This is a genomic window from Pandoraea sp. (assembly GCF_041919235.1).
GTDB lineage: Bacteria > Pseudomonadota > Gammaproteobacteria > Burkholderiales > Burkholderiaceae > Pandoraea.
Map to the genome: position 1 here is coordinate 1 of NZ_JAYRUC010000009.1, position 12,453 is coordinate 12,453.

At 60.0% G+C, this 12,453-nt stretch carries 7 protein-coding genes; 2 read left to right on the forward strand and 5 right to left on the reverse strand.

The annotated features are described in order from the left end of the window. The 4 genes from ACE3UG_RS09000 to ACE3UG_RS09015 form a co-directional block, all read right to left on the reverse strand. Positions 1–1,745 (reverse strand): SIR2 family protein (locus ACE3UG_RS09000; RefSeq protein WP_374622525.1); only part of this gene is annotated, 1,745 nt, incomplete at its 3' end. A 563-nt stretch (positions 1,746–2,308) separates the two neighbouring features. Continuing rightward, entirely contained in the window at positions 2,309–6,403 is a 4,095-nt protein-coding gene (locus tag ACE3UG_RS09005; protein WP_374622527.1) for a HigA family addiction module antitoxin, read from the reverse strand. A 179-nt stretch (positions 6,404–6,582) separates the two neighbouring features. Next, positions 6,583–8,142, reverse strand: coding sequence for a hypothetical protein (locus tag ACE3UG_RS09010; protein WP_374622529.1), 1,560 nt, complete (start codon positions 8,140–8,142; stop codon positions 6,583–6,585). 812 nt (positions 8,143–8,954) lie between these two features. Further along, the gene (locus ACE3UG_RS09015) at positions 8,955–9,221 is read right to left on the reverse strand and encodes a hypothetical protein (protein WP_374622532.1); all 267 of its coding nucleotides are present in this window, start codon (positions 9,219–9,221) and stop codon (positions 8,955–8,957) included. A gap of 105 nt (positions 9,222–9,326) precedes the next feature. Here ACE3UG_RS09015 and ACE3UG_RS09020 point away from each other — a divergent pair, with 105 nt between their 5' ends. Continuing rightward, complete coding sequence (locus ACE3UG_RS09020; RefSeq protein WP_374622535.1) at positions 9,327–10,292, forward strand: DUF932 domain-containing protein; 966 nt, start codon at positions 9,327–9,329, stop codon at positions 10,290–10,292. A 1,108-nt stretch (positions 10,293–11,400) separates the two neighbouring features. Further along, positions 11,401–11,700, forward strand: coding sequence for a hypothetical protein (locus ACE3UG_RS09025; protein WP_374622538.1), 300 nt, complete (start codon positions 11,401–11,403; stop codon positions 11,698–11,700). 9 nt (positions 11,701–11,709) lie between these two features. Here the strand turns inward: ACE3UG_RS09025 and ACE3UG_RS09030 are convergent, their stop codons facing one another. Next, positions 11,710–11,967 carry a helix-turn-helix domain-containing protein gene (locus tag ACE3UG_RS09030; RefSeq protein WP_023594725.1) on the reverse strand — a complete coding sequence of 86 codons (258 nt, stop codon included), beginning with the start codon at positions 11,965–11,967 and terminating at the stop codon, positions 11,710–11,712. Positions 11,968–12,453: the final 486 nt, after the last annotated feature.

Sequence of the window (12,453 nt, forward strand, 5' to 3'; positions counted from 1 at the left end):
CGGGGATCGTCGGCAGCTCTGCCGGTGGGGTTTTGGGTTTGCGAGGCATCGTCACTCCTTGGCGACATGTTATGCCTCAAACACGAAATTTCCGACAGGCCCAGAGATCGCGCCTCGTAATCAGCGCGCCATGAAGCTATTAGCGAATCGCATAGCTCACGGTTGAACAGGAATCGCCCCGGCGGCACCCAAAACCAGTCCTTCTCGGTGCGGCTTACACGTTCTGCATATCCGAATGCCAACGCCATTTCCAAACGCGCGAGGGCTTCATCGAAGGCAACCGATCCACGCAGTACATGTTTCGACACTGATCGTAAGGTGTCAGCAATTAGTTCTGATCCGGCCAGGCGTTTGTCCGCATAGTCCGTCAAAAGCCGAAAGCGATCAGCCCCTCCGTCGGTAATCATTGACGCGATATTCAATGAGTCGCCTAGCGCGAACTTTCCTCTGCCGAAGTCCGCGACTTTGCCAACGAGTTCCCCAATCAATGGAAGACGACGTCCCACCACAGCGCCAAAGCAGAACGCATAGAAGACCAACGACGCTGGGAACGAACACAGATCAATTAAAACCGTAACCCCCGCAAGGCCCCGTCGGCGCTCGGCCAGTTCTGCAACGAATGCCACCCACGGTCGTGCTTGCTGCTCATTGCTCCACATCCCTGCGGTAAAGGCCAACGGCAGTAAAGGCTCCGTGACTGCAATGTATTGAACAGCTTGTCTGGCGAACTCCTTTGGCTCCCAAGCGTGGACTGCAAAGTTTAGGGCGTTAAGCCGTGTTAGCGTGCGATTGAACTCGCCGGCGAGCAAGTCGTGAAGCCGGATCTGATGCCGTTCCTCGGGCAGATACTCCTTCAGCATGGCGACTGCAATTTCCGCTGAGATCGGGTGCGGCCGTCGTAGAGATTCAATGGCTTGAACGTGCTGCTCCAATGTACCAAAGAATTCATCTGCGCCTTCGATTGGAACGATTCGCGCGCCGCGCCGCTTGATAAGCGCCTGAGCGGCTGAGGCCGGCGCACCGCGCGATGCCCAGTATGTGGGGAAGCGCCGGGACGGCGCTCGATCTATTGCTGCTTTCAACGCGACATCCCACTCTCCAGACCACCCAGACACGATCAGGCCGAATTGATCGAGTATTTGATCGAGAAGGCCGTCTAGGGCTGGCTCGTACGCAGAGAGTTCACCCAGGGTATTTCGGATGCGCGTATCCAAATAGTCACCATGCAGCTTAACGATGGTCGGCCCGGCATGTACGAGAGGAAGCGCGCCAGCCACGTGATCTGCCGAAGCGATTACAGTCGCGTTGATGCTTAGCTCCGCTAGAGCCTGTTCAAGCAACTGGTCAAAGTTCGTGGTCAGTACTACGCGTATGTAGCCTTTGGCCATCAGGCTCGCGATTGCGCGGTGCGCGGTCGTTGGACGTTTCTCACCGCGCGCGCTCTCCTCATCGCTAGGTTCGATGTACGGTCGGACGACCTGCTGCCGCAGCGTCGGCGTCGTGGCGACGATGTCTAGGAGCTCCGAGTAGTCGGGTGCTTTAGCGAAGGTCATGGCGTACCAGCCAGCGGGATCGGTTCCTGGATCCTCGCCCTTCAGGGCTGCGACGCGCCGAACAAGATCCAACGTGATGTCCCACCCAGTGGGTATTTTTGCCGTGCGCGACACCCCAGATCCCAGCAGTAGGGCAAACATGCCTTTGCCGGCTTGCATTTCGAACGCAATTGCGCTCACGGGATCGAGCATGTACTTCTCCAGTTTGAGATTGTGGTGGTTCGTCACGGCTCGGGCTGGGGTCCCCGGTGGCAGTGGCAGGGTCTGCTCGGGCGCGGATTACGAATGCAGTAGTCGTTGCAAGTTCAACGACTTCCCCAAGTTTCGTCACGCGACCGCTATTGCATGGAGGCAAGCCCCCGCATCTGCGATGAATCCGTTAAGAAACATCGGATCTGGACCCGCGTTGAGCAACGGCCGCACGAACGACCGCTTCAAAACTTTATCGGGAACGTCGCCTTCTGGCCGGCATCCATCCCCACGCGATCGGCAGTCGCCGCCCCGCGGCCGCCGCTCACACCCGCGCTAGTCAACGCCCGCTCTGCAGTATAGATTCAACCCTTCGCGCCTGAGGCCGGTACTCTAGGCTAAATCCCGCCGCCCTGCGGTCACTCATCGCGACCAAGCCATGCCAGTCTAAGTGGCTGGCACCAGAGGCACTGCGGTCCCTTCGCCGGCCATGACTGCTCTTGGGCTACCGGTAGCTTCCCACCTGATGCTGCACAGCCTCCGCCCCCTTTGTCTTAGAGCTAGGGTTACTCCAACCGCTCTCGCAAGAGCTCGCTCTCATCCTCGCGCTTGGCCTCATTCTCGTAGCTTCGCACAAGTGCGTCGAGTACGTGGGTGGCCACGAACGGGTGGGAATACTGAAGCGCATTCGACCACTCGCGAAACTGCGCTGCCAATTCCCGCTCTTGCATGCCGCCACGGGCGCGCGCGATGACGCCACGCGCATTGATTCGCGCAACCACCGCACCGCGGGCACCTTCATCCGTCCCGATGAACTCAAGCGCCCCGCGTGCGAGCTGCCCCGGCCAGACGTTGTCCGGGCCAGCGGGCTCGGCAGCCAAGAGCCGCCCGACGCAAATGTCAGCAACCTCGATGCGACCAAGCTCACGAGCTCGCGCGCGCACTAGGCCAATCCAGGCTTTCAAGTTCTCAAGCGTCGGTTTGTCACCCCCAGCATAGGCTGGCAGGCGAACAACCGCTTCCAGCAGCTTATACGCTCGTTCGGCGTAGATAGACTTGCTGCCTTCAGGGGCCGTCATACCGGCCGGATCTTCCTGGTCGTCCCTTCTCCTGAACGCCCACACGAGTGCCTGCACGTAAAAGTGCGGATTCTGCTCGACGTACTTCTCAAGATTCGGAATGAGGTGCCTGTCCGTGCGGGACACGCGCGTGTACAAGCCGTCAATGTAGATGAACTCCAGGACAGCCTTCTGCTCGAGCGAAAGCTGCGGTGCAGAGTCCAAGAGCACGAACGCTTTCTGCAGCCACTGCTGGTCCAGCTTGTAGGCACAGTCCTCGTCGCCTTTGACTTGGGCAATCTGAATTAACAAGTCGTAGACCACCTGGGGTCCGAGCGCCTTAAGCTGGTACTGCGCCACGTTGAAGGCAGCACGCGGACGACCAACTGCGGTCAGGCGCCGAACCGCTTCAAGCACGTCTTCGTCCGTCGCGTGCCAGGGCGACACGGTTTTCCAGTAGACGTTTTGCAGCTGTGGCGCAAGTTGGTCGACTCGTGCCCAGATTTGCCGATTGAACGGCGCACGCAGCAAGAACTCGAGGTATTGCGCATCACCGAGCTCGCCGCGCAGGTCACGAAGAAATTCGGATCGACGCTCCTCAGTCAAGCCTCGCATCAAGCCGGCCATCAGCGACTTGGCCGTGGTATCGAGCGGCACATTGATCACGCACTCGCACGCAAACTGCAGTAGTTGCGCGCCTTTCAGGACACCCACCGAGCAGAGGTGCCCGATGTGCTCCGCTGCGGCGCCTTGCTCCGCCAAAGTACGCAGACCTTCAATGCCGCGTGCCTTCACGACCTCTTGGACGGCTGCCGTTCGCAGCGCCTGGATGTGCTTTTCCCTTCCCTCGAAGTCCGGCTCGCCGAAAATCTCGTCGGCCGAACCCGGGACCCATCCCTGCTTGAACAGCCACGCGTGCTTGTGCACAACGTCTTCGGGCTCCAGAAGCTTGAACGCCGCTCGTCCTTTCTCGGTCATTCGCGGCCAATCCTCGCTTTTCGCGCGCTTGGCCGCGCGCTTGGAGAGGACACTGACGCGGACTTTCTCACGCACCTCCGCCTTGTCCCGGTCGCCAGCGTGCCTGGCCCATTCCAGGACTACCCCCCAGACGCGGTCTGCTTGCCCCTGGTTTAGCGCCGCCAGGATGTCGATGAGGTCGCAAATCATCTGTGCGCGGTACGGCTCGCGCCAGGCCAGGACCATTTCCGTAACGCCACTGCGGAAGTCCCAAATCGGCCCCATTGTTGGCACGGGGTCGCCATGGCCATACCCGTCGTTGCGCCAGCGCGGCTTGTGACTGTGATTGCCAAACTGGTCACGGGGGTCCAACAGCGCCATTGACAGGCGCCAACCAACATCAGGCACTTTCTCCGCGATGAAGCGCACTGCACGCTGCCGCTCTTCCAGGCTCGCCGCCGTCTGTGGCATCCACGCCTTGAAAGTCGCGGTCAGCGAGCCCATGGGCCTGTTCGACCAGTTGTCGCGGATTTCGTACCTGGCGAGCTTCGCCAGAAGGAGCGCGGCGCGGCCGAGCGTCTTCGGGTTCCAGGCAAGACCTTCGAGTGCCCAGAGCAAATACGTCCGCGGGCAGCCACCGAACATCGTGTCAGCCGGTCTCAGGAGACCCTCGGCAGCGGGCTCGGAGGAGCTCAAGTCACGCTCCAGGATGCGCAGGAACATCTCTGGCGCCGCCTCGGCGAAGGCGAGCAGGTCACCACCAGCCGCTTCCAAGCGCCGCGGGGTCAGTGGCAGCATAAGCTTTTCGACCAACTGCTCCACCGCGTAATTGCAATTGAAGCCAATGCGGTCGCCGAAGAGGGCGTCACCGTGGACCGCAAGCAAGACGAGGCTTTCAGCCACGCCATCGCGCAAGCTGGTCGAGTACTCGCGGGACTTGTTGTAGATAGCAGCTGCCCAGCGCTTATCCTCTGGCAGATCCAGCTTCGGGTCGTCTTCCTCCAGAACAACCGTGGCCTGTTCGAAGAACCGCTCGAGCATGGCGGAGGTCACGAAGGCGCGCGTTGCGAACATGACATCCAGCTTGGAGTACACGCCGCGATACGTGCTCACGCTCCACACAGGCGCCTGGGGCAGCTCCCCCAGTTCCTGCGCTTTCATCTCCAGGAGGTCAGGGTCGCTTAGCCCGGCCATCCGAGTGACGGCGGACGTATCGCGCTCATTCTTAGAATTCCAGCTACCGGCTAAGTAGAGGGGGATGAGAACCCGAGCTGCGGCAGCGTCGTTGGCCCACGGCGGGCTCTGAACTGCAGGCAAGTTGGAGAGCCGTCGCCGAAGGACCGTAAGTGACCGCCCGGACTCCTTTGCCAGCCTAGAAATCTCGTCCTGCCTGTACTCGGCGGCTTCGAGGGCAGCATGAAAAGCTTCGTACGTTAGCGGTTCCAGGACGACATCTGCGTCCAGGCCCTCGGCGTTCCTAGGAAGCACGACCACGGCGTGCAGTTGTCCCGCGGCTGCGAGCTCCTGCTGCACTTCGTCGGTGAATGCGACTGCGACGAACTCTGTGGCGCCTTTGGCCAGCTTGGTCAGCGCCCCTGGCGCGTTGAAGACTACGACTCGGTCGCGCGTGGCAGCCAGCTGCGCGTCTTCACCGGGCAATAACGTAGACAAGAAGGCCAGCGCCTCTTCCTTGGAGTCGCTGGCGATCACGAAGGGCTTTTCGGCCGGAGCTGCAAGCCACTCCAAGAACTTGGGCTTTGCCGCGGCGACGGCAGTGTCGAACAGGGCGGCAGGCATGTTGCTCTTGGCTGCGGAGCCCCAGACATGCCAAGCGTCATCAAGGGAGGCGACCTCCTGTGTGGGCACGCCGAACTCTCCTGCGAGCCAGGCCTGCGCCGACACCGACTGCGCCACCCATTGCTCCAGGTCGCTTGCGTCGTAGGCGCGGACGTCACGCCACGTCTTCTCGGCCACCTTCTTCTTCACCCAGTCCGCCTTTCCTCGCCAGCGCCGGGGAGTCACAAAGACGAAGGTGGTTTTCAGCCGCTCGGTCGGCGTCGCCATGGCCTTGACGCTCTTGGCGTAATCGCCGTCAGCCTTTTCTTTGGGGTCCTTGTTGGTGCCGAACTCCCAACCCGTGTCCCCGCCGGGCACCCACGGATTACCCTGCTCGCACTCGGACCAGCCGTCCCAGCCAGGCCGTTCTGCATCGTCGTTGCCCGGAAAGTCGCACTTTGAAGGCAAGGCGGTCGAGTTGACGAGGGTGCGAAGCAAGACTGCGAGGCGCGCTCGCGCTCGCACGTTGTTAGTGACCCAATGCTCAAGATCGTTGGCCTTGAACTCCAGGAGCGGCACCACGTATCGCCGCGCAGAAAACGCCGCCTTGCTGGGCTTGGCCTGTGCGGCATCGTATGCGGCCTGAAGAGCGAGCAACTTCCCTGCTTCAAGTTCGAATGCAACCTCCAGCCGGGCAGCCATTTCCGGCGTAGCAGCGGCTTTGCCGTTGAGAAAGTTGGAGAACGCAGGGCGCCCCACGCCAACCAGTTCGGCGGCTTTGGTAACGCCGAGCCTTTTCGGTTTGAGGACGAACTCCCGCACGTACGCGCCAGGGTGCGGCGGAAAAGAAGTGGCGTCAGAGGCGTTCATTAATCAAGTGTATTTCGTAGCGCTACGCAATACAAGCAAGAACTAATGCAATGATAATGCAATGAGACTGATACATCGCCCGCGTCTTCGCCAGACCTGCGACCTAATGGCGAAGTGTCAGCAGTCAAATCTTGCAGAGCCTTGAGACGCCCGTTGTACGCTGCCGAGCCGCGGCGTTGTCACCCAGGTTTCCGAAAATAATCGTCTTTGCCGTCGCGCCAAGTATCGATCAGTTTGCGCCCGGCCAGGGCGGCGGCGCGACGGTATTCCATCGTACCCGCCGACTTCGTCGCATTGACCTGCACGACCCCATCGACAATGTGGATGTACTCGCGCTCGTAAAGGAAATCACAACCCAGCGTGCAGGCCGGCATCACGATATGGGGATCCAGGCGCTCCGCCGTGGTGCACAGCGAACGTTTCTTCTTGTGGGCCGTGACCAGGGCGCTGACGTGAAAGAGATCGCCGCAGATGGCGCAACGCTCTTCGTGCTTCGAGGCAAAGAGCCAGTCCTGCAAGACACCTTGCTCCAGACGGCGTTGTGTCTCCAAGCCCCCGTCCGTCGCGTCCTCGTAGAGACGGCGAAGCCTTTCTCGATATAACTCATACGTACTGGATGCCGCCTCGGCGCCGGGGTTCGCGGCGCCCTGGACTCGGCGATAGACGTACTTCTGACGGCCTTGCGTCGTGTCCACGTGCACCAGGCAAGAGAACATGACTGCCTTCTGAATGTACGGGCGCGAGTAACCCTTGGCGGCGAGATTGGCGTACAACGCCGGATAGGTCGATTGGTCGTGTTCCTGCAAGAATGCCTGCGTGGCGACTTCGATGTCAGTGAGCTCGCCCAGCGGGCCATCGTATCGAATCAGCTCGCCCCGTCGCTCGAACAGCAAGGACGTGCGCAGATAGTGCTCGATGATCGAAACGGGTGGGCGGGAGATGTTCACCGTTCTGGCGTGCAACGCATTCTCGTAGAGTTCCGCGAGGTGCGCGGGGTCGGCCCATTCGATCACCGAGAATACTTTCTCGTGATAGGTGCGAAGCGTTGTCTGGCGCTCCTCGAAGGCGTACCAGAAGTCGTCGCCGCTTTGCGCGGACCAGACTTTGGGCGCGTACGCCACGGCCTTGCAGACGATCGCGTAGAGGTCGGCCGACCATTGGTGCTCTTCTGCAAGCTCTCGCAGGTTCGCAATCCCCACCAGCCCTGGCCGATCGGCGGCGAGCTTGAAAGCCGCCTGCTGCGCTTTCGCGTCACCGTCCCGGATGAGCACCATGTCGAGCCCATCCTCGACCAGGCTGCGACTCATTTCCCGGAGGTCCGGCGTGTAAGCGCGGTAGTTGACGTCCAGCCCCAAGTCCCCCATGAGGTTGAGCAGGCCCTTAATACTGCGCTGCGGGACATCAATGCCGGCCGCCGACAGGGCGGCGATGTAATCTGCTGAGGCCCAGCTTTTCCGACCTTGGAGAATCTCCGCGCAGCGCTGGGCCGCGGGCAGTTGGCTGACGTCGATGCGCTGCCGGAACTTCCGCTCAATGATCTGGCGCACGCGCTCTCGTGTGGTCAACTCGAACTCGACCGCTAGGTCCTCCAATGTCGGCCACACCAGTTTCCCGAAGCCATAGAAGGCCAAGATCATGGCGATGTTGCGCTGCTTCAAGGCGATTTCGGTGTTGGTTCTAGACCGCATGCCGGACGCTTCCAGCGTCGTCATCAGTTCGTCTTTTACGCTGATCGTCATCTCGCAAATCCTAACGTTGGGGGCTCAGCCGGCGCCGAAGAGGCCGCGCGTCCAGGTTCGAAGTCGGTCGGTGTCTCGCGCTCCTCCCCCCGGGAAGACTGTACGGCAGCGCATCGGACAACGATTCCGAAATCCCGAGATACTCTCATCGATATACGGCTAGAGCGAATGAGCAGCCACGATTGTCAACGATCTTCGCTCCGGGGTCGAGTGTCCGAATTTGGCCGTCTAGAGCCATTGAACTGACCCCATCGCGGTCCATGGGGAAGCTGGCTTGCACGATTGCCAAGAAGGCAAGCCCGAGGAGCAGGACGATCCGGTTGCGACACTCATGAGGCGCCCGATTGCTCGGCAGGGTGACCAATCCAAGCGATGGCCGATAGTGGCTGCCGCTCGACCGCGTGGCTTCGAGAACCAGAAATGGCATGCGGCATCTCCTTTTCCTCTGTGTGGCGTCCCTTCCGGTAGTCGCATCGCACACAAGACCAATGTGAGGATTTTGACAACCGATGCCATAAATTATGTATCGAAGATGTCTACGAAAGGCTGGCCGGTCCACGTTAGCCGATCTCCCATAACGCTGAATTCACGGCCAACACAATAGTGGTCGCCGCCCCTAGCGCCTACGTAGGTGTTTTGCCCACGCTCCATGGAGTCGCGGAGCACTGTATTCAAGATTTTTTGGATCACATATCACCAAATTGAATGCGGGAAGCCGTTGCCGGAAACGCCCCTCCCCCGACCTTGACGTTCAATTTGGAGCCAAAATTATGAAGATCCAATGCCCGCGATGTCAGTCTGGACAATGCGAGTCACTTGATCGAGCCACAAAGATTGGCGGAACTGCCGGCGCAATTGCTGGTGCAGTGGGTGGCGCAGCAATGACACTCGCCGGCGCCGAGACTGGCGCATCGATCGGGCTGATCGCAGGCCCAGTCGGTGCATTGCTCGGCGGCCTTACTGGCGCAATTGTCGGATGCCTCATCGGCGGCACATCCGGGTGCGCAGCGGGTGCGGCCTTGGGCGAAGTCATTGACCAAAACGTGCTCGATAACCTGAAGTGTCTCGATTGCGGACACACATTTCACCCGCAATACCCCCTCTCCTAATCCTGCAGCTACCTCACCAACCAGCATAAAGCCCGGCCATGGCGCCGGGCTTTATGCATTTTCAGGGGCAATTTCATGCATCTCGTTCAATCGATGGCCTACATCAACGCTACGCCGTGGCACGGCTTGGGCAACCAACTCTCCCCCAATCAACCCATCGAAGTCTGGGCGGAACAAGCCGGGATGAACTGGCAAATCGATGCTGCGGACGTTCGCTTCATTGATGGTTCCACCGAATCCGGCTCCATTCTTACCTACCCGGACCAGAAGGTTCTCTACCGCTCTGACACGAAAGCACCTCTTTCCGTCGTATCGAAGCGCTATCAGGTCGTTCAGCCCGGTGAGATCCTCGAGTTCTACCGAGATCTCACTGAGGTGGGTGGCTTCGAACTTGAAACGGCCGGTGTCCTCAAGGAGGGCCGCAAGTTCTGGGCACTTGCGCGCACTGGGCAAAGCGCCACCCTCAAGGGTCGTGACGAAGTGAACGGCTACCTGCTGCTCGCGACCGCGTGTGACGGAACCCTCGCAACGACGGCCCAATTCACTTCGGTTCGAGTCGTGTGTAACAACACGCTTTCGATCGCATTGGAAGACGGCACCGGCGCTGTCAAGGTCGCCCACCGAAGCCAGTTCAATGCGCAAGCGGTCAAGCGACAGTTGGGCGTCGCCGTTTCTTCCTGGGAGATCTTCATGGCGAAGAGCAAGGCACTCGCAGAGCGGAAGGTGGATCAGGCTGCGGCGGAGAAGTTCTTTAGCCGGGTCCTTACCTATGCGGTTTCAACAGCAAACGATCCGACCGGCGTGTCTCAAAACGACCGAGCCATTCGCAACGTGCTGGAACTGTTCAACGGAAGAGGCCGAGGGGCAGATCTGGCATCTGCATCAGGCACGGCCTGGGGGATGGTCAATAGCATCACGGAGTTCGTAGATCACCACCGTCGCGCTCGCACGAACGACCATCGCCTGGACGCTGCCTGGTTCGGCGCTGGAGCGGCGATCAAGCAACGGGCCTGGGACGAAGCCATGAAACTGGTGGCGTGACAATATGAAAATCACCCATCTGCCCCCGAGGAGGCAAGTAGCCAGAATCCTCGCGAGCGCCGCCACGCTTGTCGCTCTGAGTCTCAGCATTGCAGCGGGATGGCAGCGCGGGGGCTTGATGTTCGAGCGATTGATCTGGATCGCCCTCGGAATCATCCTCGTGCTTGGAACTCACTGGCTACCAGCAATCAATCGCTCAATGCCGCGCTCGACCCGAGTCGCGTCACGGCTTCTTTGGGGCGGATGCATGTTGGCGACCTGCTACGGTCACGCCACGTTCTTCCTGTTGGCTCAGCGCCACGCAGGCATGGAGCGCGGTGCGTCCATCAGCGTGGTGCCAGTCGCCCAGACTGAAAGCTTGTCGAAGATATTGACCAGGCGCGCCGACATCGTTGATGCACTTGCCAGAAACGAGGCAAGACGATGCGGTCGTGACTGTGCGACGCTACTCGCTAGTCGCAGAGTCTTGAAGGCAAGACTGGCCGCCATCGACGCGGCCTCCGATGAAGCCCGCGCCCAACAGGAGATCTCCCAGCAAAACGATCGTCAGCGCCGCGCAGCAACAGAGGATCCGGTGACCAGTCGTCTTGCACCATGGCTAGGAGGCTCCGTAACGGTCGTGGATTTGGCGATCAGTTTGGCAGTCAGCGCAGTACTGGAGTGGATTGCGTGTATTTCGTGGGTAGTGGCTCTTGCCTCTCGGGATACTGGCCTTTCGGGCAAGCCCATTGATTCATTGGTCAGCCACGCAATTGCCCTAGACGGATTCACCTCGGAGTCGCACGACTCCGCGTTACTCGGTCACGAGTCACACCCTGAACCCGCGCCTGCCATCGTCGCGACTCAGACAACCACTAAACCAGACGATACGGCCCAGGTGCTGGAGGCAATTGCTGCTGGACAAGTTAGGCCGACGGTAGCCGATATACGCCGACACCTTCGCTGCTCCCAAGCGAGAGCCACAAACCTGCGACGTCGAATCGCGTCGTCAACCCCCACAAGCGCGGCATAAGCCCAGCCGCGTATCAACCAGTACTGCGTTGCAAATCAATCCGACCCGCGTTGGAGGCATGCACGCGTCCATTCATTACGAAATCAGGGAGAAGACATGACCACATCCACGTTCGCTCCAATCGTCGCGCAGTTTCGACTTGGCAAAGTCTTTGCGACGCCGGCGGCGCTGACGGCACTCGAAACAGCCAAGGTCTCGCATTGGGATCTGATCAGACGACACGCCCGAGGTGACTGGGGAGAAGTCAACGAGTCCGACCGTCGCGAGAACTATGACGCCATGGCATACGGGCTTCGCATCCTATCTAGCTACGCGCTGCCGACCTGCGAAAGGGTATGGGTAATTACTGAAGCAGACAGGTCGGCGACGACGTTGCTGTTACCGGAGGACTATTGAGCGGCAACCTCAACGAGGCAGTTCCGTCATGGGGACGTCAATCACACGGTCGATGAACTCATGCGGATCTGCATCCAGGACTCGCAAAAAGTCGAGCAATTCGATCAGGTCAACGCGACGGCCACCGCTCTCGACCTTCGACACAAACGCCTGCGGTCGGCCAAGTCGGTCCGCTACGTCCTGCTGCAGCAGTCCGCGCGATCTGCGGAGCTCCGCCAACAGTCCGGCGATCCGCTGATACCTCGAGTCGTGAATTGGATGGGCCATGCGGTCGATTTTATATATGCATATCGCATATTCCGTATGCATATACGCTATATTTAGGGAAACTCCATAAAGGGCGCGACATGGGACTGTTTCGGTGGGCATTGGTCGCCAGCGCAATCGCATTGACGATTGCGCTCGATTTACGCCGCCTGCGCCTCAGTCGAGTCGGCCTTCCCACTCTCGGCTGGGTAATCGCCAGTCTGCTTTTGGGCCCGATGATCATCCCGATATATCTGATACAGCGCCGCCGGGCATACCGGGAAATGCTGGATGTCGTGTGGCAGTTCGTAGGCGACTCAACCTACCCAGTTGAGCGCCGGCGTAAGCGCGTGATGGCACTGCATGCACAAGGCCTCGTGTCCCCTGCACAACTTGCAACGTGCCTGGAATCGATTGAATTGGAAAGCACGGGCAGTTCTGTCTCAAACGAACAGCCCACACCGCAACAGCAGTCTCCGCAACAAGAAGCACAAACATCAGCCAGCT